Source organism: Metapseudomonas otitidis (genome assembly GCF_900111835.1).
GTDB lineage: Bacteria > Pseudomonadota > Gammaproteobacteria > Pseudomonadales > Pseudomonadaceae > Metapseudomonas > Metapseudomonas otitidis.
Genome location: NZ_FOJP01000012.1, coordinates 152,306 through 173,919, shown reverse-complemented (window position 1 = coordinate 173,919; position 21,614 = coordinate 152,306). Strand labels below are relative to the sequence as shown.

At 69.6% G+C, this 21,614-nt stretch carries 18 protein-coding genes; 6 read left to right on the top strand and 12 right to left on the bottom strand.

Annotated elements, in window-relative coordinates:
• The first annotated feature begins 12 nt into the window (after nucleotides 1–12).
• The 5 genes from BM198_RS16985 (at nucleotide 13) to tagQ (ending at nucleotide 7,855) form a co-directional block, all read left to right on the top strand.
• Nucleotides 13–3,138 (top strand): serine/threonine-protein kinase, encoded by a 3,126-nt coding sequence (locus BM198_RS16985; RefSeq protein ID WP_074971459.1) that lies wholly within the window; start codon nucleotides 13–15, stop codon nucleotides 3,136–3,138.
• Complete coding sequence (locus BM198_RS16980) at nucleotides 3,138–3,854, top strand: ABC transporter ATP-binding protein (protein ID WP_074971458.1); 717 nt, start codon at nucleotides 3,138–3,140, stop codon at nucleotides 3,852–3,854. Before BM198_RS16985 ends, BM198_RS16980 begins: the two co-directional genes overlap by 1 nt.
• Nucleotides 3,854–5,053: an ABC transporter permease gene (locus BM198_RS16975; protein ID WP_074971457.1), complete on the top strand. Its 1,200-nt coding sequence runs from the start codon at nucleotides 3,854–3,856 to the stop codon at nucleotides 5,051–5,053. Before BM198_RS16980 ends, BM198_RS16975 begins: the two co-directional genes overlap by 1 nt.
• Entirely contained in the window at nucleotides 5,046–6,743 is a 1,698-nt protein-coding gene (locus BM198_RS16970) for a formylglycine-generating enzyme family protein (RefSeq protein ID WP_074971456.1), read from the top strand. The genes BM198_RS16975 and BM198_RS16970 overlap by 8 nt, the downstream gene beginning before the upstream one ends.
• Nucleotides 6,744–6,859: 116 nt before the next feature.
• On the top strand, nucleotides 6,860–7,855 hold the full coding sequence (tagQ, locus tag BM198_RS16965; RefSeq protein ID WP_074971526.1) for a type VI secretion system-associated lipoprotein TagQ: 996 nt from the start codon (nucleotides 6,860–6,862) through the stop codon (nucleotides 7,853–7,855).
• Nucleotides 7,856–7,952: 97 nt separating this feature from the next.
• Here the strand turns inward: tagQ and BM198_RS16960 are convergent, their stop codons facing one another.
• The gene (locus BM198_RS16960) at nucleotides 7,953–8,177 is read right to left on the bottom strand and encodes an HP1242/YdcH family protein (protein ID WP_044407480.1); all 225 of its coding nucleotides are present in this window, start codon (nucleotides 8,175–8,177) and stop codon (nucleotides 7,953–7,955) included.
• Between the two features lie 223 nt (nucleotides 8,178–8,400).
• Here BM198_RS16960 and BM198_RS16955 point away from each other — a divergent pair, with 223 nt between their 5' ends.
• Complete coding sequence (locus tag BM198_RS16955; RefSeq protein WP_074971455.1) at nucleotides 8,401–9,624, top strand: DUF1444 domain-containing protein; 1,224 nt, start codon at nucleotides 8,401–8,403, stop codon at nucleotides 9,622–9,624.
• Between the two features lie 110 nt (nucleotides 9,625–9,734).
• Here BM198_RS16955 and BM198_RS16950 read toward each other — a convergent pair whose 3' ends face one another.
• The 11 genes from BM198_RS16950 to gspF all read right to left on the bottom strand — a co-directional run bounded on the left by BM198_RS16950 (nucleotide 9,735) and on the right by gspF (nucleotide 21,613).
• Complete coding sequence (locus BM198_RS16950) at nucleotides 9,735–11,129, bottom strand: efflux transporter outer membrane subunit (RefSeq protein WP_044407474.1); 1,395 nt, start codon at nucleotides 11,127–11,129, stop codon at nucleotides 9,735–9,737.
• Entirely contained in the window at nucleotides 11,126–14,314 is a 3,189-nt protein-coding gene (locus BM198_RS16945) for an efflux RND transporter permease subunit (RefSeq protein ID WP_074971454.1), read from the bottom strand. Before BM198_RS16945 ends, BM198_RS16950 begins: the two co-directional genes overlap by 4 nt.
• 11 nt (nucleotides 14,315–14,325) lie before the next feature.
• Nucleotides 14,326–15,567 carry a multidrug efflux RND transporter periplasmic adaptor subunit MexE gene (gene mexE / locus BM198_RS16940; protein WP_074971453.1) on the bottom strand — a complete coding sequence of 414 codons (1,242 nt, stop codon included), beginning with the start codon at nucleotides 15,565–15,567 and terminating at the stop codon, nucleotides 14,326–14,328.
• Nucleotides 15,568–16,060: 493 nt separating this feature from the next.
• The gene (gene gspM, locus BM198_RS16935) at nucleotides 16,061–16,534 is read right to left on the bottom strand and encodes a type II secretion system protein GspM (protein WP_044407465.1); all 474 of its coding nucleotides are present in this window, start codon (nucleotides 16,532–16,534) and stop codon (nucleotides 16,061–16,063) included.
• Between the two features lie 14 nt (nucleotides 16,535–16,548).
• Nucleotides 16,549–17,631 carry a type II secretion system protein GspL gene (gene gspL / locus BM198_RS16930; RefSeq protein ID WP_074971452.1) on the bottom strand — a complete coding sequence of 361 codons (1,083 nt, stop codon included), beginning with the start codon at nucleotides 17,629–17,631 and terminating at the stop codon, nucleotides 16,549–16,551.
• A 5-nt stretch (nucleotides 17,632–17,636) separates the two neighbouring features.
• Nucleotides 17,637–18,509 (bottom strand): type II secretion system minor pseudopilin GspK, encoded by an 873-nt coding sequence (gene gspK / locus BM198_RS16925; RefSeq protein WP_074971451.1) that lies wholly within the window; start codon nucleotides 18,507–18,509, stop codon nucleotides 17,637–17,639.
• On the bottom strand, nucleotides 18,502–19,086 hold the full coding sequence (gspJ, locus tag BM198_RS16920) for a type II secretion system minor pseudopilin GspJ (protein ID WP_044411843.1): 585 nt from the start codon (nucleotides 19,084–19,086) through the stop codon (nucleotides 18,502–18,504). Before gspJ ends, gspK begins: the two co-directional genes overlap by 8 nt.
• Nucleotides 19,083–19,451, bottom strand: coding sequence for a type II secretion system minor pseudopilin GspI (gene gspI, locus BM198_RS16915; RefSeq protein ID WP_074971450.1), 369 nt, complete (start codon nucleotides 19,449–19,451; stop codon nucleotides 19,083–19,085). Before gspI ends, gspJ begins: the two co-directional genes overlap by 4 nt.
• Nucleotides 19,438–19,950 (bottom strand): type II secretion system minor pseudopilin GspH, encoded by a 513-nt coding sequence (gene gspH / locus BM198_RS16910; protein WP_074971449.1) that lies wholly within the window; start codon nucleotides 19,948–19,950, stop codon nucleotides 19,438–19,440. Before gspH ends, gspI begins: the two co-directional genes overlap by 14 nt.
• Entirely contained in the window at nucleotides 19,950–20,384 is a 435-nt protein-coding gene (gene gspG, locus BM198_RS16905; protein ID WP_044411837.1) for a type II secretion system major pseudopilin GspG, read from the bottom strand. The genes gspH and gspG overlap by 1 nt, the downstream gene beginning before the upstream one ends.
• 14 nt (nucleotides 20,385–20,398) lie before the next feature.
• The gene (gene gspF / locus BM198_RS16900) at nucleotides 20,399–21,613 is read right to left on the bottom strand and encodes a type II secretion system inner membrane protein GspF (protein ID WP_044411834.1); all 1,215 of its coding nucleotides are present in this window, start codon (nucleotides 21,611–21,613) and stop codon (nucleotides 20,399–20,401) included.
• Nucleotide 21,614: the final 1 nt, after the last annotated feature.

The window sequence follows — 21,614 nt, the reverse complement described above, 5'->3', positions numbered from 1 at the left end:
AAAAAGACCAGCATGGACATTCAGATTCCGGGGTACGAGATCGAGCGCGAACTGGGCGATGGCGCGATGGCCGTCGTCTACCTGGCGACCCAGCGCTCGCTGGAACGCAAGGTGGCGCTGAAGGTGATGGCCGCTGCGCTGGCCAACGACGCCAGCTTCTGCGAGCGCTTCCTGCGTGAGGGCAAGACCCTGGCGCGGCTGTCGCACCCGCACACGGTGACCATCTACGACATCGGCAACGTCGGCAGCCTGTACTACATGGCCATGGAGTACCTGCCCAACGGCACCCTGAAGGAGCGTATCGCCGCCGGTCTTAGCCCCGAGCAGGGCCTGGTGTGGCTGCGCCAGATCGCCTCGGCGCTGGGCTACGCCCATGCCCAGGGCCTGGTGCACCGTGACGTCAAACCGGCCAACATCCTGTTCCGCGCCGACGGCGGCGCGGTGCTCTCCGACTTCGGCATTGCCAAGGCGCTGGACGACCGCACCCAGTTCACCCAGGCCGGCTTCGCCGTCGGCACCCCCAGCTACATGAGCCCCGAGCAGGCCCGTGGCCAGGAGATCGACGGCCGCGCCGACCTCTACGCCCTGGGCGTGGTGCTCTACGAGATCCTCACCGGGCAGCTGCCCTACGTGGGCACCGATTCGCTGTCCACCGCCCTGGCGCACATCACCCAGCCGCTGCCGGAGCTGCCCATCGCCCAGGGGCGCTACCAGGAGATCCTCACCCGGCTGCTGGCCAAGGACCCGAACGACCGCTACCCCGACGCCGCCGCGCTGATCGCCGCCCTCGACCGCCTGCCGGCCGCGCCCGTGGCGCCGGTGGCCGACGACAACGAAGCGACCCAGTTCCGCCCGCTGGACCTGCCCGGCACCTCTGCCAGTGCGGTGAACCCGCCGGCCGCCAGCGGCATGACCGGGCTGACCCCGGTCACCGTCTCCATTCCCGACGCCGCCACCCAGGTGCCGCCCGCACCGCCGGTGGCGGACAGCGGCGCCGGCCGCAAGCGCGAATCGGTGCTGGACACCGAGATGGTCGCCACGCAGAAGCCCGAAGGGCAGAGCCGTGCGCCGCTGATCGTCGCCGCCGGTCTGGCCGCCCTCGGCGTTGCCGCCCTGGGGGGCGGTGGCTACTGGTGGCTCAACCGCGGTGGCGAGAGCACGCCGCCGGTGGTGCAGGTGCGGGACGACAGCAACACGGCGCCGACCACCGGCACCCCGTCCACGCCCGATACCACCACGGCCACGGTAGCGACCCAGGCCACCCCGGCGACCGACGTGCAGGCCGGCGACCGCCCGCTGCTGATGGCCGGCAAGAAGACCCTCTTCGAACGCGTGCTGAGCAAGCCCGGCGCACGCTTCGCCAGCCAGGCCGGTGGCCAGGGCGACGGCGAGGCGGTGCCGGCCTTCTCGGTATTCTACGTGTATGCCCGCCAGGTGGTGAACGGCACCCCCTGGGTGGAAGTGGGCGCCTCCAGCGATGGCCACCGCGACGGCTGGCTGCCGCTGGACAAGGTCAGCGACTGGAAGCAGAGCCTGGTGCTGAAGTTCACCGAGCGTTCGGGCCGTTCGCCGGTGATGTTCCTGCGTGATGCCAACCAGGTGGAGCAGTTCCTCATGGACTCGGCCAAGGCCCGCAACGCGGTGCACCAGGCCCAGTTCGGCGACGCCACCGACCCCGAGCTGGTGGCCATCGAGCCGCCGGCCAGCGCCGTGCCCCAGGACCAGTTCTACCTGCTGCCGATCTTCGACGCGCGGGAGAGCTTCGACAGCAACGGCCAGCCGGTGCAGGTGCTCAACGTCGCCTCCATCGACCCGGGCGACACCCCGCGCAAGCAGGGGGACGGCAAGCCCGCCGCAGCGGCCTCGTCGGACGCCTTCCGCACCGGCATCGTGCTGGTGGTGGACACCTCCGTTTCCATGCAGCCCTACATCGACCGCGTGCGTGATGTGGTCCACCAGCTCCACGGCGAGATCGCCGCGCGGGGCGAGCTGGACAGCGTCAGCTTCGGCATGGTCGGGTTCCGCAACAACACCGACAAGACGCCGGGCCTGCAGTACACCGCCAAGACCCTGGTCAGCCTGGAGGAGGGCCGCGACCCGGCGCGCTTCCTGGAGCTGGCCCAGCAGGTCAAGGCCACCAACGTCTCCAGCCACGACTTCAACGAAGACGCCTTCGCCGGCGTGATGCAGGCCGTCGACGGCATGGACTGGAGCGGCTACGGCGGCCGCCTGATCCTGCTGGTCAGCGATGCCGGCGCGCTGCGCAAGAGCGACCCGCTGGGCCAGACCCACATGAACGAGGCCGAGGTGCGCGAAGCGGCGCTGCGCAAGCAGATCAAGATCTACGCCCTGCACCTGAAGACCGACGCCGGCAAGAAGAACCACAGCTTCGCCGAGCAGCAGTACCGCGTGCTCACCGCCGACGCCAACCCGCAGATCGGCGACCTGTACATCCCCGTGGGCGGCGGCGACGTGAAGAAGTTCGGCGAGAGCGTCAACGAGATCGCCAGCACCTTCGCCGACCTGGTGCACAAGGTGCGCAGCAACGCCGAGCTGGAGGCGCCCACCGGTGGCGCCAGCATCGCCGCCAAGACCGAGGCGGTGGGCTACGCCATGCATATGGACTTTCTCGGCCACCGCAACCAGGCCCGTGCCCCGCAACTGGTCACCGCCTGGACCTCCGACCGTGACCTGACCAACCCGCAGCTGCCGGCCTTCCAGGTCTGTGCGCTGCTCACCAAGCTGCAGCTCAACGACCTGCAGCAGGCGCTCAAGGTGATCGTCGACGCCGCGCGCCGCACCCAGAGCTCGCCCAAGGACTTCTTCCAGGAAATCGCCAGCGCCAGCGCCTACATGAGCCGCGACCCGGCCAAGCTGACCCAGGGCGGCAACCTGGCCGAGAGCGGCCTGCTGGGCGAGTACCTGGACGGCCTGCCGTACCGCAGCAAGGCGCTGAACATGAGCCAGGACCTGTGGCTGTCGCTGTCGGTGGCCGAGCAGGAAGACTTCATCGACGAGCTGGAATCGAAGATCCGCCTCTACGAGACCTTCCACAACGACACCGCCAACTGGGTGCGCTTCGGCGACGCCGCCCCCGGTGACGCCCTCTACCGCGTGCCGCTGTCGACGCTGCCCTGATGCTGCGCATCCGCGACCTGCGCAAGACGCGCGGGCAGGGCAGCCAGCGCTACAGCCTGGAGATCCCCCGGCTGGATCTGCGCGGCGGCCAGCGCCTGGCCCTGGTCGGCCCCAGCGGCAGCGGCAAGAGCACTGTGCTCGACCTGCTGGCCCTGGTGCTGTCGCCGGACCCGGGCGCGCTGATGGAGTTCGACGACGCCGGCAGCCAGCACGACCTCGCCGCGCTCTGGCGTGACGGCCGGCAGGACGCCCTGGCGGCCCTGCGCGGTCGCGCCATCGGCTACGTGCTGCAGACCGGTGGGCTGCTTGGTTACCTCGACGTGGCCGGCAACATCGGCTTGCCCCGGCGTCTGCTGGGCCTGCCGGAGAACGGCAGCGTCGAGCGCCTGGCCAAGCAGCTGGAGATCGCCGACCAGCTGCACAAGCGCCCGGCGGCACTCTCCGTCGGCCAGCGCCAGCGGGTCGGCATCGCCCGTGCCCTGGCGCACCAGCCGCGCCTGCTGCTGGCCGACGAACCCACCGCCTCGCTGGACCCGCTCAATGCCGAGCGGGTCATGCACCTGTTGGTGGAGCAGGCCGAGTACCGCGAGCTGTGCCTGGTGGTGGCCACCCACGACCACGCCCTGGCCGAGCGCGCCGGGCTGGTGCCGTTGCCCATCGGCCTGCAGCGCGGCGCCGATGGCGGCGTCACCGCGACCCTGGCGGAGGCCCGCTGATGCGCGGCGCGCTGCTGGCCGGTCTGGCCTGGGACGACTACCGCGACGAGGCGCGCCTGTCGCTGTGCGCGGTGCTGGCGCTGGTGGCCGTGGTGGCGCCCTTGCTGGTGCTGTTCGGCCTCAAGCACGGCCTGGTCAGCACCCTCACCGAGCGCCTGGAGCGTGATCCGGCCGTGCGCGAGGTGATCCCCCTGGGCGGTGCGCGGTTCAGCCTGGCGGGCATCGCCGAGCTGGCGGCCCGGCCCGACGTGGCCTTCGTGGTGCCCCGCACCCGGCAGATCGCCGCCACTGCCGACCTGTACGCCGACGACAGCGCGCAGCCGCTCACCGTGGAGATGGTCCCCAGCGCCGAGGGCGATCCGCTGGTGAATGCTGCGCAATTGCCCGGCGCCGACGAGGTGGTGCTCAGCCAGCGCGCCGCCGAGCGCCTCGGCGTGCAGGCCGGTGCGCTGCTCACCGCCGCCTTCGGCCGCGCCAGCAACGGCCAGCCGGAATTCCAGCGCACGCGCCTGCGGGTCAAGGCGGTGCTGCCCCTGGAGGCCTACCCGCGTCCGGCGCTGTTTGCCCGGCTCGACCTGCTGGAAGCGGTGGAGGACTACCGCGACGGCCTGGCCGTGCCGCGCTTCGGCTGGCCGGGCGTCGAGGCCGGCGCCACGCGGGCGCGGGTCTACCCCGGCTTCCGCCTCTACGCCCGCGACCTGGATGCGGTGGAGCCGCTGCGGCTGTACTTCGCCGAGCGCGGCCTGGAGGTTTCCACCCAGGCCCAGGCCATCGCCCAGGTGCGCGCCCTGAGCCGCAACCTGACCCTGGTGTTCTGGGTCATCGCCGCGCTCGCCCTGGCCGGCGCCTTCGCCGCCATGGCGGCGAGCACCCTGGCGGCGGTGGAACGCAAGCGCCGCGACCTCTCGGTGCTGCGCCTGCTGGGCTTCCCGACCTTCGGCCTGGTGCTGTTCGTGGTGCTCCAGGCGCTCTATACGGGGCTGATCGCCCTGGTGCTCGCCGGCCTGCTGTACCTGGCGGCCGAGAGTGGCTTGAACCAGCTGTTCCAGTCGGCCGAGGGCGAACAGGCCTGCCGGCTGGAACTCTCCCATTACCTGCTGGCGCTGCTGGCGACCCTCGGCTGCAGCGCCCTGGCCGCTGCCTCCGGTGGGTGGCGCGCGGCCCGCATCGAAGCCTCGGAAGGACTACGTGATGTATAAGCTGCTGACAGTCGCATTTTCACTGTCCCTGGTCGCCGCCGTGGCCCAGGCCGACCCGGACCCGCTCTACAACCCCAAGCCGATGGACGACGACGTGCTGCTGCCGTTGCCCTGCGAGGGGCAGATGGCCTTCCGCTACGTCTACGTGCTGGCCAAGGGGGCGCTGGACGACCGCGAGGTGAGCCTCGGCTACCCCTTCAGCGAAGGCGAGACGGGCTACCAGCAGTCGTTCATCTCCGGCTACCGGCGCGACTACATCAACGGCCAGTTCACCCTCAACGACCTGCCCAAGCCCTGGCAGGCGAAGGTCGGCCCCGGCCTGCCCAAGCCGGAGAAGGGCACGCTGCTCAAGCCCATGCTGTATTTCGTCGGCAAGTACGAGGTGACCCAGCGCCAGTACGACCTGGTGATGGCCCAGGCGCCGTCCCTGGCCGGCCAGGGCGAGCCGCCGGCGTGCGAACCGGCCCAGCCGGGCATGGCGGCGCGGCTGCCGAAGGTCAACCTGTCGCACTTCGACGCCGAGCGCTTCGCCGCCGTCTACAGTGCCTGGCTGCTGAAGAACCACCGCGACCTGCTGCCGGTCAGCGGCCGGGGCACCAAGGCGGAAGAGGGCGGCGTCGCCTTCGTGCGCCTGCCCACCGAAGTGGAATGGGAATACGCCGCCCGTGGCGCCCATGCCGTCAGCCGCCAGGAGCTGGAAGCCCGGCTGTTCCCGCGCAAGCAGGAAGGTGCCGAGGGGGACGGCCCGCTGGCCGACTGGGCGGTGTTCAACCAGGTGGCCGGCGGCACCGGCCAGGCGGCGCGGCTGCTGCCAGTGGGCCTGAAGAAGCCCAACCCGATCGGCCTGTTCGATGTGATCGGCAACGCCGCGGAGATGGTCCAGGAATCCTTCCAGCTGGTGCATGCGGGGCGTCGCCAGGGAACCTACGGCGGCTTCGTGGTCAAAGGCGGCAACTACCTGGAAGGTGAAATGACGCTGTTCACCGGCATGCGCCGCGAGTACCCCCTGTTCGCCGCCGACGGCACCGAGCAGCGCAACGAGACCACGGGCTTTCGCGTGGCCATCGGTGCACTCTCGGCCCCGCGCTCGCGCTACAAGGAGCTGTTCGAGCAATGGAAGGCCGAAGGCCGATCCTCGTCCCTCACCGACGAGATCAGCGAAGACCAGGACCCCACCCGACTGCTCGACAGCGTGATCGCCAGCAGCACCGACCCGGAGCTGCAGGGGCGCCTGGCGCTGGTCAACGAGGAACTCAAGCGCAACATCTCGCTGATCGCGAAACAGCGCGAGGAGGCCGCGGGCAACCTGATACAGTCCGCCGCCCTGGTGGCCGAGACCATCAACAACTACAACATCCGCCTGACCAACCTGAAGAAGAGCCGTGACCAGGCCCAGGCGGCCAAGGACGAGAACGCCGCCAAGCTCTACGAGAGCGCGATGACCAACGGCCGTACGGCGCTCGACGGCGCCCTGGCGATCTATATTGACAACCTGGCCACCGGCACCCGCTATACCGACGCGGTGATCCAGGCGCAGTTCCAGCGAACCAAGGAGGAACTCAACCGAAACCCGGTATTGGGCAAGAGCCTCGTGAACCGGGCCACGCTTTTCGTCAAGCATGTCAGCCAATATCGGCAACAGCGCAAGGCGGACAAGGACGTGATTCTGAAAGAACTGCTCGGCCCCTGAGCGTCGGTCGGCAACGATCCGGTACCCAGGCAGGGCGCAGGGATGAAGATCAGGCGGACGACTGTGCGTTCGCATGAACCAGGACAACTCATAGAACGAGAGCAATGACCATGGCTATGGCTACTCCACGCAACATTCCGGCTTTCTCTGCGGTGCGCACTGCGCTGATCACCGCGGTTACCTGCACCAGCGTCCTGCTCACCGGCTGTGCCGGCATGGGCTCGCCCAGCTCCAAGGTTGCCGCCACCACCAAGGCGGAGTACTACCCGCAGTGCTACCAGCCGGTGAGCCAGCTGCGCGCCTCCGACCAGGCAGTGACCCAGTCCGTGGCCACCGGCGCCATCGCCGGCGGCGTGATCGGCGCTCTGGCGGGCGGCCTGTCCAGTGACGAGCACGCCGGTCGCAACGCCCTGATCGGTGCCGCCGGTGGCGCACTGGTGGGCGGTGCAGCCGGTTACTACACCGCGCGCCAGCAGCAGATCGCCGACGACAACGCGCGCATCGCCTCCTACGCCGCCGACATCGACAGCAGCAGCGGCGAACTGGACCGCAGCATCCGCTACGCCAGCGCCGCCCAGAGCTGCTACCAGCGCGAATTCAACAACCTGATGAGCGCCCGCAAGTCGAAGAGCATCAGCGACAGCGAAGGTCGCCTGCGCATGGCCGAGATCGTGGCCGGCCTGCAGGAAACCAACGCCCTGATGGCTGCCGTGGACGGCCGTGCCGGCGAGAACATCAACACCTACACCCAGGCCTACGAGCGTGACCTGCAGACCGTGGGCGTCGAGCGTCAGACCGTGACCCAGGTGGTCGCCGCCGAGAACCCGGTGAGCGTCGCCAGCCAGGGCGGCAAGGCCACCGGCACCAAGGCGTCCGGCAGCAAAACTTCCACCAGCAAGGCGTCCACCACCAAGGCCAGCACCAAGGCGACCACCGCCGCCGCGAAGAAGGTGCCGAAGGAAGCCGTGGCCACCGAGCGCACCCTGCAGAAGGCCGAGGCCAAGCGTGCCGAAAGCCAGAAGGTCGCCAGCCAGGGCGCGACCATGGTCAGCGACGTGTGCAACAGTCCCGATATGGGTGACTGGGCGCCGGCCAGCTGCTCCAAGGCCTGAGTGTGAGTGGCGGGCCTTGGGTGGCCCGCCCTTTGGCCGCTGCCTGCGTGCAGGAGGTTTGCATGCAGGCAGCGGGATAGGCGGTTTGGGGTGAGTGTCAGGGTGTTTGTTGCGAGTGCTGCTTGAGAATCTCGTACAGCTCTTCTTTCAGTTTGAGTTTCTGTTTTTTCAGGTCTCTTACTTCGTTGCTGTAATCACTGGCGTTGTGTTTTTCCAGTTTCGTTATCTCCTCATCCAACGCATTGTGCTGGTCGAACTTCTTCTGGAAGTGGGCATCGGTGTGTTTGAGTTTCGTGATCAGCGTTCTGTATTCGGGAAACATGGACGGCGAATCTCCTGGGTTCGTTTGAGGGCAGCTGTTACCACGCTATGCCTTCGCCACCGAGGATTTGCTGACCCTTGTCAACGTGCCCATTTCCAATGAGGCTGTATTCGTCACTCTTAGTGGGTTCTGCTCGGGTTGGTGCGGCTGTGCCGGTCCTGTAGGGTTGCGCACGGAGAATGGCTCCTCCTGAGTCCATCGCCTGATTTCTTTTGGTAAAGCCATGGCATTGCTCGACTTCCTCTTCAACCGCAAGCCCTCGCCGGATGCCTTCGCCGCGCTGTTCGAGTCCGCGGCCCGCAAGGCCGGCTTCAAGGGCGAGATGCACTACAGCCCCCGCGACTTCCGCCTCAACTACGGCGAGAGCGCCTTCTTCAACCTGCACAACGCCTACCGCGAATATTGCAACGCGCGGGGACCGGGCCGGCGCAAGGCGCTGCAGGGCTACATCGCCGCCTTGTGCGACAACCAGCGTTCCCAGGTCATGCCGCTGGACGAGGCACGCCCGCTGCTGCTGCCGGTGGTGCGCAGCCTCGGCACCCTGGAAGAGGTGCGCCTGCACCACGTGCGCACCGACGGCCACGACAATGACTTCCACCCGGCCTACCTGCCCCTGGGCATGGACGCGGCCGTGCTGCTGGCCATCGACCACCCCGAGTCCACCGCCACCCTGGTGAAAGGGCCGGACCGCAGCTGGGACATCCGCCTGGAGGAGGGCATCGCCATCGCCCTCACCAACCTGCGCGACACCACCGCCGACAGCTTCATCCAGCCGGCACCGGGGGTCTTCCAGGGCGCCTGGGGCGACGGCTACGACACCAGCCGCATCCTCCTGCCCGACGTGCTCGAGCGGCTGCCGCTCAAGGGCCGCCCGGTGTTCATGATCCCCACCCGCGACGTGCTGCTGGTCACCGGCGACCGCGACGGGCATGGTCTGGCCAGCCTGGTGGCGCTGAGCCTGGAGGCGATGGAGAAGGGCCGCATCCTCTCGGCGGGCCTGTACTGCTACGAAAACGCCAAGGTAGTGCCCTACAGCGTGCACAACCCATTGCTCCAGGCCAGCCTGGAGCGGCTGCGCAAGCTCTACACCAAGAGCGAGTACGACGCCCAGAAGCAGTCACTGGACCTGATCAACGAAGACAACGCCGTGGACATCTTCGTCGCCAGCTACCTGCTGTTCGCCAGCCAGCAGGACCCGGAGCAACTGTTCTCCCTCAGCACCTGGACCCATGGCGTCGACACGCTGCTCCCGGTCACCGAGCGCCTCATGCTGGTCCGCCCCGAAGGCGACACCGGCAACGCCCAGACCCGCATGGTCGCCTGGGACCAGGCCCTGGAACTGCTGGGCGAGTACCTAGAGCCCGTGCCCGGCCACTACCCGCCGCGTTACCGCACCCTGGGCTTCCCCGAGCCGAGCCGCGCCGAGCTGCTGGACGAGCTGAGCTGACGCGCAACCCCCAGGCCACGTCCAATCGGCCACTCAAAAAAAATCCCGCACCCGAGGGGCTCGGGGCGGGATGAAATGCCGACCGGGGGGCGGTCGGGCAAGGGCAACACTCAGGCCTGGGGCTGCCAGCCGCCGCCGAGGGCCTTGTAGATGGCGACGATGCCGCTGTAGAGCTCCACTTCGGCCTGGGCCTGGGCGTCTTCGGCGGCCAGGCGTTCGCGTTCGGCGTCCAGCAGCACGAGGAAGTCCACGGTGCCTTCGCGGTAGCGCACGGCGGCCTGCTCGGCGGCGGCGCGGGTGGCTTCCGACTGGCGCACCAGGGCGACCAGGCGTTGCTGGCGCTTGCCGTAGTCGCTGAAGGCGTTCTCGGACTCTTCCAGCGCCAGCAGCACCTGCTGTTCATAGCTGGCCAGGGCGCCGTCGGCTTCGGCCTCGGCGCCGCGCAGGCGGGCCCGCACGCTGCCGAGGTCGAAGGCGGCCCAGCTGATGGTGGGCGCCACGCCCCAGGCGCGGGCGGCGGAGGAGCCGATCTGCGAGCCGCGTCCGGCAGTGAAGCCGAGGAAGCCGGAGAGGCTGACCCGGGGGAACAGGTCCGCCGTGGCCACGCCGACGTTGGCGGTGGCAGCGGCCAGGCGCCGTTCGGCGGCGGCGACATCCGGGCGGCGGCGCAGCAGCTCGGCGGGGTCGCCGATGGGCAGTTGCTTGGCGATCACCGGCAGCGGCTTGGGCGACAGGTCCACGCTGAGCTGGTCCGGGCGCTGGCCGAGGAGGGTGGCGATGCGGTTGCGCGCGCGGCTGGCGATGGCCTGCAGTTGCGGCAGGGTGGCTTCGGTGGCGGCCAGGCGGCCGTCGGCGCGCAGCACGTCCAGCTCGCTGCCGACGCCGGCGTCGCGCAGTTGCTCGGTGAGGCCACGGGATTCCTGCTGGTTCTTCAGGTTCTCGCGGGCGATGCCCTCGCGCAGCTGGGCGCCGCGCAGGGTGCCGTAGGCGTCCACCAGTTCGGCGATGAGGCTGACCTGCAACTGCTGCAGGTCGGCCTGGGCGGCGCCGGCCTCGGCGTCGCTGGCTTCGATCTGGCGCTGGATGCGGCCGAACAGGTCCAGTTCCCAGGCCATGTCCAGGCCCAGGTCGTAGCGCTCGGTGGTCACCCGGTCCTCGGTCTGGCCGGGCTGCTGGGCCTTGCCGCCCTGGGCAGCGGCGCGGCTGGTGATCACCGGCAACTGGTCGTTGCCGACGTCGTCACGGATGGCACGGGCGGCGCGCAGGCGGGCGAAGGCCACGCGCAGCTCGCGGTTCTGTTCGAGGGACTGCTGCACCAGCTGGTTCAGGGTCGGGTCGTCGAACTGCTGCCACCAGAGGCTCTCGAAATGCGAACGGTCGACCGGGGTGGCCTCGGCCGAGGCGAGCCGCGCGGGCTCGCTCTCGGGGGCCTTGTAGTCCGGGCCCACGGCGCAGGCGCTCAAGGCGAGGGCCAGCAGGGCAGGGGCGAATGCCTTGTTGATCATGCGTGCAGTTCCTTGAGTTTCTGGGCCTTGGCCGCCTTGCGCGCTTCGCCTTTCTCGACGAAGCCGCGGATCAACACATAGAACACCGGGGTCAGCAGCAGGCCGAAGAAGGTCACGCCGATCATCCCGCTGAACACCGCTACACCCATGGCATGGCGCATTTCGGCACCGGCACCGGAGGACAGCACCAGGGGCACCACGCCCATGATGAAGGCGATGGAGGTCATCAGGATCGGGCGCAGACGCAGGCGGCAGGCTTCCAGTACCGCGGCCAGGCGGTCGAGGCCTTCTTCCTGTTTCTCCTTGGCGAACTCGACGATGAGGATGGCGTTCTTGCACGCCAGGCCCACCAGTACGATCAGGCCGATCTGGGTGAAGATGTTGTTGTCGCTGCCGGCGAGGATCACCCCGACGATGGCGGAGAACAGCACGGTCGGCACGATCAGGATCACCGCCAGCGGCAGGCTCCAGCTTTCGTACTGGGCGGCCAGCACCAGGAAGGCCAGCAGCACGCAGAGCGGGAAGATGAAGATCGCGGTGTTGCCGGCGAGGATCTGCTGGTAGGTCAGGTCCGTCCACTCGTAGGTCATGCCGTTGGGCAGCTCTTCCTTGAGCAGCTTGGCGATGGCGTCCTCGGCCTGGCCGGAGCTGTAGCCGGGGGCGGCGGCGCCGTTGATCTCGGCGGTGATGAAGCCGTTGTAGTGCATGACGCGGTCCGGGCCCGAGCTGTTGTCGACCTTGACGAAGGTGGACAGCGGGATCATCTCGCCCCGGTTGTTGCGCACCTTCAGCTGGCCGATCTGCTCGGGCTCCAGGCGGAACGGTTGGTCAGCCTGGACGTTGACCTGGTAGGTGCGGCCGAAGCGGTTGAAGTCGTTGGCGTACAGCGAACCCAGGTACACCTGCATGGTGTCGAAGATGTCGCTGATGGCCACGCCGTGGGTCTTGGCCTTCTCGCGGTCGATGGCGGCATCCACCTGGGGCACGTTGACCTGGTAGCTGGTGAACACCGACATGGGGTTCAGCTCCGGCAGCTGGCGCGCCTTGGCGATGATGTTCTGGGTCTGCTTGTACAGCTCCTCGTAGCCCAGCCCGCCACGGTCCTCCACCTGCAAGCGGAAGCCGCCGATGGTGCCGAGGCCCTGCACGGGCGGCGGCGGGAAGATGGCGATGTAGGCGTCCTGGATGCCGGCGAACTCCTGGTTCAAGGCGGCGGCGATGGCCCCGGCGGACATGGACGGGTCCTTGCGCTCATCGAAGGGCTTGAGCGGGGTGAACACGATGCCGCTGTTGGGGCTGTTGGTGAAGCCGTTGATGGACAGGCCGGGGAAGGCCACGGTGTTCTCCACGCCCGGGTGCTTGGCGGCGATCTCGGACATGCGCTTGATCACGGCCTCGGTACGGTCGAGGGTGGCGGCGTCCGGCAGCTGGGCGAAGGCCACCAGGTACTGCTTGTCCTGCTGCGGCACGAAGCCGGTGGGGGTGCTGGAGAAGCCCAGGTAGCCGCCCAGCAGCAGGCCGCCGTAGACCAGCATGGCGATGCTGCTGCCGCGCAGCACACGGCGCACGGTGCCGACGTAGCCCTTGCCGGCGCGGTCGAAGAAGCGGTTGAACGGGCCGAACAGCCAGCCTCCGAAGAGCCGGTCCAGCAGGCGCGAGAAGCGGTCCTTGGGCGCGTGGTGGTCCTTCAGCAGCACGGCGGCCAGTGCCGGCGACAGGGTCAGGGAGTTGAACGCCGAGATCACCGTGGAGATGGCGATGGTCAGCGCGAACTGCTGGTAGAACTGCCCGGTGAGGCCGGAGATGAAGGCGGTGGGCACGAACACCGCGCACAGCACCAGGGCGGTGGCGACGATGGGGCCGGTCACTTCCTTCATGGCCTGGCGGGTGGCCTCCACCGGCGACTTGCCGAGGCCGATGTTCCGCTCGACGTTCTCCACCACGACGATGGCGTCGTCCACCACGATGCCGATGGCCAGCACCAGGCCGAACAGCGACAGGGCGTTGAGGGAGAAGCCGAACAGGTGCATCACCGCGAAGGTGCCGATCAGCGACACCGGCACGGCGGCCAGCGGGATGATCGAGGCGCGCCAGGTCTGCAGGAACAGGATCACCACCAGCACCACCAGCACGATGGCTTCGAGCAGGGTGTGCACCACTGCCTCGATGGAGCCGCGCACGAAGATGGTCGGGTCATAGACGATTTCGTAGTCCATGCCCTGGGGGAAGCCCTGCTTCAGCTCGGCCATGCGCTGGCGCACCGCATCGGAGATGGCGATGGCGTTGGAGCCGGGGCGCTGGAACACCGGGATGGCCACCGCCGGCTGGTTGTTCAGCAGCGAGCGCAGGGCGTACTGGTTGGAACCCAGCTCGACCCGGGCAATGTCCCGCAGGCGGGTGATCTCGCCGTCGTCGCCGGCGCGGATGATGATGTTCTCGAACTCTTCCTCGGTGACCAGGCGGCCCTGGGTGTTGATGGAGAGCTGGAAGCTGTTGCCGGCATCCGACGGCGGCGCGCCGAGGGCACCCGCGGCGACCTGGCGGTTCTGTTCGCGGATGGCGTTGACCACGTCGGTGGCGGTCAGGTTGCGCGAAGCCACCTTGTTCGGGTCCAGCCACACGCGCAGGGAGTAGTTGCCCATGCCGAACAGCTGCACATCGCCCACGCCGTCCAGGCGCGCCAGCTCGTCCTTGACGTTGAGCGCGGCGTAGTTGGACAGGTAGAGCATGTCGTAGCGCTGATCCGGCGAGGTCAGGTGCACCACCATGGTCAGGTCCGGGGAGGCCTTGTCCACGGTCACGCCGAGCCGCTGCACTTCGGTTGGCAGGGTGGGCATGGTGCGGGTGACGCGGTTCTGCACCTGCACCTGGGCGTTGTCCAGGTCGGTGCCCAGGGCGAAGGTCACGGTGAGGGTGAGCTTGCCGTCGTTGGTGGACTGGGAGGACATGTAGAGCATGCCTTCCACGCCGACGATGGCCTGCTCCAGCGGCGAGGCCACGGTTTCACCGATCACCTTGGGGTTGGCGCCGGGGAAGTTGGCGCGCACCACCACCGTGGGCGGCACCACTTCGGGGTATTCGCTGATGGGCAGCTGGAACAGCGAGATGGCGCCGCCGATCAGGATCAGCAGCGACAGCACGGCGGCGAAGATCGGCCGCTTGATGAAGAACTGGGAAAAATTCATGGCGTACTACCTCAGCCGCGCGGGCTGACGGAGGGTTTTGCGTTCTGTTCGGCCACGCGCGGGGCATCGCGGCCCTCCACCGAGCGGCGCAGGTCGTCCAGGCGGGCGAGGGTCTTGTCGTCGGCCATGGGCACTGCCTGCGGGTCCACGGTGGCGCCGGGCATGGCGCGCTGCAGGCCGTTGACGACGATCTTCTCGCCCTTGGCCAGGCCAGTGCGGATGATGCGCAGGCCTTCCACCTTCGGGCCCAGCTCCACCGGGCGGTAGCTCACGGTGTTGTTGTCGCCCAGCACCAGCACGTACTTCTTGCCGAGGTCGGTGCCGATGGCTTCGTCCTTCACCAGAGCGGCGGGGTAGGTGTCGCTGCCCACCAGCTTGACCCGGGCGTAGAGGCCGGGGGTGAACTGGCCGTCGGCGTTGTCGAACACGGCGCGGCCACGGATGGTGCCGGTGCGCGGGTTGACCTGGTTGTCGAGGAAGTCCAGCTGGCCCTGGTGCGGGTTGCCGGTCTCGCTGGACAGGCCCAGGTACACCGGGCTGGCGCCACGGGCGTCGGCACCGGTCTTGCGGGCCAGCTCCACGTACTTGAGGAACACGCGCTCGTCGGCGTCGAAGTAGGCGTAGACCTTGTCGGTGGAGACCACCGAGGTCAGCAGCGATTCGCCGGCGTTGACCAGGTTGCCTTCGGTGATCTCGGCACGGCTGACGCGGCCCTCGATGGGCGCTGTGACGCGGGTGAAGCCGAGGTTGAGGCGGGCGTTGTCCAGTTGCGCCTGGATCGCCGCGACATTGGCCTGGGCCTCGGCGGCGGCGCTGGTGCGGGCGTCGGCCAGCTCGGCGGAGATGGCGTTGCTCTGGCGCAGGCGGTCACCACGGCGGGCTTCGTTCTGGGCACGGTTGAGGCCGGCGCGGGCCTGCTGCAGCTGGGCTTCCAGGCGTTTCACTTCAGCCTGGAAGGGGCGCGGGTCGATCTGGAAGAGCAGGTCGCCCTTCTTCACCAGGCCGCCTTCGTGGAAGGCCACCTTGTCGATGTAGCCGGAGACGCGGGGACGGATCTCGACGGATTCGGGGGCTTCCAGGCGCCCGGTGAATTCATCCCATTCGTTGATCGGCTGCTGCAGCACTTCGGCAACGCTGACCTTGGCGGCGGCCTGGTTCATCGGGGCCTCGGGCGTCTTGCCGCAGGCCGCGAGCACCAGCATTGCGGCGAGGGTAAGGCCGGTGCGCCAGGGTTTGTGGGGGGTCTGTTCCATGTGTAGCTCCGCCAGTTGGACTTGTGAGTGGGCGGAGTCTGCGTCGCGGGGCTGAGCGGAACGAATCGAACGCTGCGAAGGTGACTATCACTGTGGGTGATGAATGGGTCTGGGAGGGTGCGGGAAGTGTTTATTCAGGCCCGGCTGGTTATCGGAGTTCTGCTGATGGCACATGTTTCGCCCTCCCGGGCGAGCCCCTTTTGGCAGTCGCCCCAAAAGGAGCCAAAAGGGCTTGCCCCTGCATACGGGTCCCGCTGCGCGGGACTTCCCTCACTCCATCGTCGTTCCAGGGGCACGCGCTGACGGGCCATCCCTGGCCCAGCAGCGCTCTCGCGACATCCATGTCGCTCAACCCCCTACACGACGACTGCGCTCGGCCTCCTGAAGGGGCGGTTATCCCCGCCCCACCATTCCAAGACTGGCATCAGCACCGAGTGCGCTCACTACTCAGGGAAAGAAGACAGGAAGAAGGTCTGAATATGCCCGCCCGGAGTCAGTGCCCCGGTTCCACCAGCAGGCGGGCGCGGGCGAGGGCGTCGGGGTTCACTTCAAGGCCCAGGCGGGTGACCCGGGCGCCGGCCCGTTCCACGCTCTGCAGCCAGCCCAGCAGGGCGTCGAGGCTGCCTTCCAGGGTGAGGTGGATGGCGCCGCCGGCTTCGTTGTCCATGCGCTCGATGTTCAGTTGCGCCTCTGCGCCGGAGCGGGCCAGCAGGCCGGGCAGGGCCTTGGCGTCCAGGCTGGCGCGGGGGGCGCTGGCGGGCAGGCGGGTGAGGTCGAAGCGCAGCATCTGAGCCTGCTGGTACTGCTGCTGAGCGTGCTGCAGGGCGGCGCGCTCCGGTTGCAGGAGCAGGGTCCAGGCCAGCACCGGGGTGAGGAACAGCACGAGCAGCAGCAGGGCGCGGCGCTCACGGGGTGGCAACTGGTCCCAGCGCTGGCGCAAGGGGGCGGTGAGGGTGGCGGGCGACATGGGGGCTCCTGGGGTCAGGGGGTGGCGATCTGCAGGCGCGCGCTGACGCCCTGGGCGTCACGGGCGCCGGCGTCGGACTGCACCGCCAGGCCTTGGCCGGTGAGCCCTTCGCGCAGGCGTTCGAGGTCGGCGAAGGAGGCGCTGCCGACCCGCAGGGTCCAGCCTTCGCCGGCCTGGTAGTCGAGCCGCTGGACCTTGGCCAGGGCGCCGCCGCCGGCACTCCAGGTGCGCGCCAGGTGCTCCAGGCTGCGGGCCAGGTCGGTGTCGGGCTGATCGGCCTTGGCCAGGCGGGCGCGCACCTGGCGCTCCAGGTCCACCACGCGGGGCTCGTCGGGCACGCGGGCCTGCCACTGGGCGAGGTTCTCGGCCTCCAGGGTGGCGGTGGCCTGCTCCAGGGTCTGGCGCTGCATGCGGTCGTGCAGCCATTGGCCGCTGCCGGCGAGCACCAGCAGCAGGGCCAGGGTGCCCCAGGGCATGGCGCGGCGGTCGCCACCGGCGAACTCGCCCTGGCGCAGGTCGATGGCCTGGCGGCTGCCTTCGGCCAGCAGCGCCCAGGGTTCGTCTTCCCGCTGTTGCAGGTCGCTGGGCAGCAGCACGGCGCTGGCGGCCAGGGTTTCGTCGTCCAGGGCATCGCAGAGGCCGGGTGCGCCGCCCACCAGCCAGCGACCGGCACAGCGCAGGGCCAGGGGTTGGCCGGGGGGCAGGCAGTCGGCGTCGAGGTGGATGCGCCGGGGCGTCAGCCCCACGGCGGACAGGCGCTCCAGGCAGGCACTGAGCCAGGCGCGGTCGAGGGCGATCACCCGGCACTGGCGACCCTGTTGCAGCGGCCCCTGGGCCAGGTGCAGGCGGTCCAGGTCGTCCAGCAGGCGTTCTTCCAGGGCGGAGCGCACCGCCTGGCGCAGCCAGCGGCCGCTGCGCGCCGGGACCTCGACGCTGTGCAGGCTGGCAGCCTCGGCGGGCAGCAGCAGGGTCAGGGCGTGGCCGGCCAGTGCCTTGGCGGCCTGCTCCAGGTTGCCCTGGGCGGGGGCGCCGGTGGCCGTCCACCAGGTGGCAGGACTGTCGGCGGCGGGGGTGGACAGGTGGAGCCAGGCGTGCACGGGGGTCACTCCGTCGTTGAAGGGGATGGGAGCACCTGGCGACGCAGCACCCGCAGGTGCCCGTCCTGTTCCAGGTGCAGGTCGCTGGCCAGGTGCAGGCGGCGGTCGCCCAGCTCGGCCAGCAGGTGGATGCGGAAGAAGCGGCTGTCCACGGCCAGGCCCGGGGCGCGCACTTCGCGGCCCTGCAGCAGGGGCAGTTCGAGGAAGTCCTGCACCGTGGCCCAGCCGTCGGCGGGGCGTGCCTGCACCAGGGTGCGGGCGAGGGACGGGTCGAGGCCTTCCAGGCTCGCCAGCTGCACAGCCGAGGCGGTGTTGAGGTTGAGGGACGCGCCGCCGAGGGTGGCCACGTGGGGCGCCAGGCGGGCGAAGTCCTGGGGGGCGAGGTCGCCCAGGCGCAGCAGCTCGCTGGCGTCCAGCAGGCCCTGGGCCTTGCCGCCGGGGCCGGGCCGGGTGGGCAGGCGCGCGGGGTCGTGGGCGGGCACGTCGAGCTGGGCCAGCAGGCGCTGGTAGCGGGCGCGCTGCAGGTCGCTGCGGCCGACCCGCAGGTGGTCGAGGTCGAAGCGGCCGGCCAGGTCTTCGATGCGCACCTGCACCTGGCCGCCGCCCAGGTCCCAGCGCTGTGGCGTACGTGCCCAGCCCTGGCCCAGGTGGACCTGGGGCGGGTCTTCGCGGTTGGCCAGGTCGTCCCGCAGTTGCTGGCGGGCCCAGGTCTCGCCGCTCAGGGCCATCTGCCAGAGGTGCTGCTGGTCCAGCTGGCGGGCGGTGGCGGCCAGGCTCAGGCGCTGGCGGGCGAGCATGTCGGCCACCACCAGGGTCACCAGGGCGGTGACCAGCAGCACGCTGAGCAGGGCGACGCCGCGTTGGCGGTGTTCAGTCATCACGCTGGCCCTCGCTACCGGGCAGGAGGATCACCCGGCGCAGCTCCGGGTAGCCCGGTGCGTCGAGCACCAGGTCCACGGCGGCCGGCAAGGCCAGGGCGCCGCCGCTGGCAGGCCAGCTGTCGTGGCGCGCGCCCTGGGCGTCGATGTAGCCCAGGCGCAGCAGGGTGACGCCCTGCAGCAGGCGCTGGCGGCGGGTGGCGCCGTCGTCGGGGTTACGGAATTCGCGCCACCATTCGCCGTCTTCCCACTGGTGGCTCACCAGCAGCAGGTCGCTGCGGGGCTGGCCGAGGGGGTTGGCCGCGCCACCGCGCAGCAGGCGCAGGCGGTCGTCTCGGCCGATCAGCGCCTGGCGCCGGCTGGGGTCGTCGGGCAGGGGGCGGGGTACGGCCTGCCAGAGGTCGCGCTGGAGGATGTCCAGGGCCCGCTGCAGGCTGCGCAGTTGCTGTTCGTGCAATTCGATGCGCTGTTCGCTGTGCAGCACCCGCTGCAGCAGCTGGTAGCTGGCCAGGCCGAGCAGGCTGAACAGGGCGATGGCGATCAGCACTTCCAGCAGGGTGAAGCCGCGCTGGGTCATGGGCGGGCCTCGATGAAGCCGTTCAGGCGCGCGCGGGTCACCGGGGGGCGGCCGGGCACGGCGACGGCCACGTCCACTTCCAGCAGGCGCGGGTCGGGGGCGTTGCCCACTTCCACGGCCAGCAGCCATTCGCGGCCGGCGAAGGCAATGCGCTCTTCCCGGTGGCCCATCTGCGGCGCCAGCAGGCCGACGCGCAGTTCGTTGAGACGGTTGTCCGCCAGCCAGCTGGCGAGGCTGCGTTCCACCAGCCCGGCGCTGTTGCGGGCGACGTGGGTGGCGGCGCTGTAGAGCGCGACGGAGAGGGTGGCGAAGATCGCCAGGGCAACCATCACTTCCAGCAGGGTGAAGCCGTCAGAGCGTTTCAACGCGCACCTCCTCCAGACCGTCGCTGGACAGTTCCAGCACCGGCCGGCCGCGCACCTCGATCTGCAGGCTGAAGGGCGTCAGCTCGTCGCTGGAGAGCACCAGCAGCTGGGGGCCGGGGCCGGGCACGGGGGCGCCCAGGCCGGGGGCCTGCTCGCCCAGTTCCAGGTGCAGGCGCAGGCTGTCGGGCAGCTGCTGCGGGCGGTAGTCGCTGGCCGGGATCCAGCGGCCGTCGGTGTCCAGTCGGTGCACGGAGTAGCCGTCGGGTTCGATGCGCACGCCCAGTTCCTGGCGCTCCAGCATGGCGTCCTCGCGCAGCAGGCCGAGCAGGCTGCGCAGGCGCTCGGCTTCGCGCTTGGCGTGCTGCGGGCCGTGGTCGCTCTGGGCGAGGGTCAGGGTGCTGGCCAGCAGGCCGACCATGAGGATCACCACCAGCACTTCCAGCAGGGTGAAGCCTCGGCCCTGGCGAGCCGGCGGGGTGCGGTGGCGCCAGCGCTGCATCAGAGGTCCCAGTTGCCGATCTCGGCATTCAGGCCTTCGCCGCCGGCACGGCCGTCGGCACCGAAGGAGAACAGGTCGTAGGCGGTGCCCCGGCTGCCGGGCACCACGTACTGGTAGGGGTTGCCCCAGGGGTCGACGGGCAGGCGCTTGAGGTAGCCGTCGGGGTTCCAGTTGCGTGCGGCCGGGGTGCCGCTGGGCTTGCTGACCAGCGCTTCGAGGCCCTGCTGGGTGCTGGGGTAGCCGTGGTTGTCGAGCTTGTAGATGTCCAGCGCCATGGCAATGGCCTTGATGTCGCTGCGGGCGGCGGTGACCTTGGCCTGGTCCGGGCGGTTCATGATCTGCGGGACCACGAGTGCGGCGAGGACGCCGAGGATGACCACGACGACCATGATTTCGATCAGGGTGAAACCCCGTTGCCGGTTGCGGGTGTGCATGGGTGTGCCTGCCTTCAGGTGATGAGTTGGTTGAGGCTGAGGATGGGCATCAGGATCGCCAGGACGATGAGCAGCACGCTGGCGCCCATGAACACCAGCATCGCCGGCTCGAACAGTCCGACGAGCATGGCGATGCGGTTGGCCAGCTGGGTTTCCTGCTGGGTGGCGGCGCGGTCGAGCATGGCGTCCAGCTCGCCGGAGCGCTCACCGCTGGCGATCAGGTAGAGCATCATCGGCGGGAAGTGGCCGCTGCGCTCCAGTGCCCGGGTCAGGCCGCCACCTTCTCGCACCGAGCGCGCCACGTCTTTGAGACTCGTCCGAATCCGTTGGTTGGCCACCACTTCGGCGGCGATTTCCAGGGCGTCCACCAGCGGTACGCCGCTGCGCCCGAGGATGGCCAGGGTGCTGGTGAAACGGGTGCAGTTGCTCGCCCGCAGCACCTTGCCCACCACCGGCAGGCGCAGCTGCAGGCCGTGCCAGGCCAGGCGCGTGGCGGGGCGGCGCAGGGCCAGGTGCACGCCCACCGCTGCGCCGGCGACGAGCAGCAGCATCAGCAGGCCGTGGGCCTGCAGGCCGGCGCTGGCGGCGATCAGGCCACGGGTCAGGGCGGGCAATTCCTGGCCGCTGTCGATGAACACCTTGACCACGTCCGGCACCACGAAACCGAGCAGGAAGCCGACGATGCCGAAGGCCGCCACCAGCAGGATGCTGGGGTAGAGCATGGCCAGCTGCAGTTGCTGGCGCGCCGCCTGGCGGGCCTCGGTGTAGTCGGCCAGTTGCATCAGCACCTGGGCCAGGTGGCCGGCGCGCTCCCCGGCGGCCACGGTGGCGCGGTACAGCGCCGGGAAGGCGCGGGGGAACTCGGCCATGGCGCGGGCCAGGCCGTGGCCTTCCAGCACCCGCGCGCGGATGGCCAGGACCATGGCCTGGTGGGCGCGCTTCTCGCACTGGGCGGCGACCGCCGCGAGCACCTCTTCCAGGGGCAGGGCGGCCTGCACCAGGGTGGCCAACTGGCGGGTCAGCAGGGCCAGGTCGGCGGTGGACAGCCCCTGGCGGTTGCGCCCCGGGGCGCCCTCGCGCGGGGTGCTGCCCCGGTGGTTCCTGAGCTTGAGCGGCACCAGGTTGCGCTCGCGCAGCAACTGGCGCGCCTGGCGCTCGCTGTCGGCTTCCTGCACGCCGCGCAGCTTGCGGCCGCCCGGGTCCATGGCGAGGTATTCGTAGGCGGCCATC

Excerpts from the sequence above, each read along its gene's own strand:
- BM198_RS16985 (WP_074971459.1), top strand. The coding sequence starts at position 13 with ATGGACATTCAGATTCCGGGGTACGAGATCGAGCGCGAACTGGGCGAT.
- BM198_RS16980 (WP_074971458.1), top strand. The coding sequence starts at position 3,138 with ATGCTGCGCATCCGCGACCTGCGCAAGACGCGCGGGCAGGGCAGCCAG.
- BM198_RS16975 (WP_074971457.1), top strand. The coding sequence starts at position 3,854 with ATGCGCGGCGCGCTGCTGGCCGGTCTGGCCTGGGACGACTACCGCGAC.
- BM198_RS16970 (WP_074971456.1), top strand. The coding sequence starts at position 5,046 with ATGTATAAGCTGCTGACAGTCGCATTTTCACTGTCCCTGGTCGCCGCC.
- tagQ (WP_074971526.1), top strand. The coding sequence starts at position 6,860 with ATGGCTACTCCACGCAACATTCCGGCTTTCTCTGCGGTGCGCACTGCG.
- BM198_RS16960 (WP_044407480.1), bottom strand. The coding sequence starts at position 8,177 with ATGTTTCCCGAATACAGAACGCTGATCACGAAACTCAAACACACCGAT.
- BM198_RS16955 (WP_074971455.1), top strand. The coding sequence starts at position 8,401 with ATGGCATTGCTCGACTTCCTCTTCAACCGCAAGCCCTCGCCGGATGCC.
- BM198_RS16950 (WP_044407474.1), bottom strand. The coding sequence starts at position 11,129 with ATGATCAACAAGGCATTCGCCCCTGCCCTGCTGGCCCTCGCCTTGAGC.
- BM198_RS16945 (WP_074971454.1), bottom strand. The coding sequence starts at position 14,314 with ATGAATTTTTCCCAGTTCTTCATCAAGCGGCCGATCTTCGCCGCCGTG.
- mexE (WP_074971453.1), bottom strand. The coding sequence starts at position 15,567 with ATGGAACAGACCCCCCACAAACCCTGGCGCACCGGCCTTACCCTCGCC.
- gspM (WP_044407465.1), bottom strand. The coding sequence starts at position 16,534 with ATGTCGCCCGCCACCCTCACCGCCCCCTTGCGCCAGCGCTGGGACCAG.
- gspK (WP_074971451.1), bottom strand. The coding sequence starts at position 18,509 with ATGACTGAACACCGCCAACGCGGCGTCGCCCTGCTCAGCGTGCTGCTG.
- gspJ (WP_044411843.1), bottom strand. The coding sequence starts at position 19,086 with ATGACCCAGCGCGGCTTCACCCTGCTGGAAGTGCTGATCGCCATCGCC.
- gspH (WP_074971449.1), bottom strand. The coding sequence starts at position 19,950 with ATGCAGCGCTGGCGCCACCGCACCCCGCCGGCTCGCCAGGGCCGAGGC.
- gspG (WP_044411837.1), bottom strand. The coding sequence starts at position 20,384 with ATGCACACCCGCAACCGGCAACGGGGTTTCACCCTGATCGAAATCATG.
- gspF (WP_044411834.1), bottom strand. The coding sequence starts at position 21,613 with ATGGCCGCCTACGAATACCTCGCCATGGACCCGGGCGGCCGCAAGCTG.